The sequence below is a fragment of the Pseudovibrio sp. Ad46 genome (genome assembly GCF_001623065.1).
Classification (GTDB): domain Bacteria; phylum Pseudomonadota; class Alphaproteobacteria; order Rhizobiales; family Stappiaceae; genus Pseudovibrio.
Map to the genome: position 1 here is coordinate 1 of NZ_LMCG01000007.1, position 1,260 is coordinate 1,260.

Below are 1,260 nucleotides of genomic sequence, written 5' to 3' on the forward strand. Positions count from 1 at the left end.
TGTTTGTCCCGGAGAGATAGTTGACGTTTGTTCGGGGACATGGGTGACGGTCATGTTATGATGTTAAGTCGATTTTTGCGACTGTGTTTGCTGCAAAACATACGTTGAAGATCTCAGGTTTGTCTGAGGGACGTATGGCGAGAGTGTAGCCACGGAAGCATTTGGGGACATACCAGAGCCTTCCGTTAAAGCTGATTTCCGCTCTTGTTCTGGGCACCTTTCGGACCATTGTTCCTTTGGGATAGCTGATATCTGGAAGGTGTTTGGGAAAGATATGCTGTGAGATTGTATAGCGACTGATAGGTGGCGCTAATCCAAGTGCTTCATGCGGGCGATGGAAATTATAAATCCGCCTCCATTGATCAAAGGCCGATTGCATAGTGCGGTGACTGCGAAATGTTCTGTATGCCAGAACCTCCTCTTTCAGGGTTCGGTTAAACCGCTCATTCTTGCCTTTGGTCTGAGGATGGAAAGGTCTGGCATGGATCAGGCGGACACCAAGATGAGCCAACCAGATCCGCAATGGTGTCCAACGCTGATCGGTAAGAGCAGTCCCCCATGGGGAACCGTTGTCAACCAGAAAGGCTCTCGGCAAGCCGTAGAGCTTAAAGCTCTCTTCTAAAGCCGTTTTAACTGTATTGGTGCGTTGGTCTGGGCAAGCCTTAAGGCAGGTCGCAAACCGGGAGTGGTCGTCGACAACCGTGAGAGGATGGCAACGAGTGTTATCTTCCAGCCTGATCCAACCTTTAAAATCCATTTGCCAGAGTTGATTAGGAAGAGGAGCTTCAAATCGCTGCCAATCCGGGGACCTTGGGGTTGATTTCGGTTCAATACGGTCATGGCGCTGTAGAATGGCGTGCACCGTGGAGCTTGCTGGAACTGTAATGCCTTGATGCTGCAGGTAAGCGCGGATCTTTCGAGCACCCCAAGCCGGGTAAGTATCACGCACTGATAAAATCCTCTGCTCCACCTCCTGTGGTGAACGTCCAGGAGATGTTCTGGGCCGGTGGGAGAGATCATTCAAGTCTTCTCCCGCACGCCACCGCCTCAGCCATTTATAGCCTGTTTGTGGGCTGATACCGAACCGGCGACACAAGGCACGCCGATTAGCATTGTCCTGATCTGCAAGTCGGACAAACTCTTCTCGAAGTTTCATTGTTGAACACTCTTTCCAAGGCATCCCGGTCCCTCCCTGAATGCCATGTTAATGTGTCAACCATCTCTCCGAACACCTGTCACCTATGTCTCCGGTATGTACAC

Annotated in this window: 1 pseudogene; it reads right to left on the bottom strand. The window is 51.0% G+C overall.

The window, feature by feature from the left end:
• Positions 1–1,180, bottom strand: a pseudogene (locus tag PsAD46_RS04150) (IS481 family transposase); the annotation flags it as partial.
• Positions 1,181–1,260 lie beyond the last annotated feature (80 nt).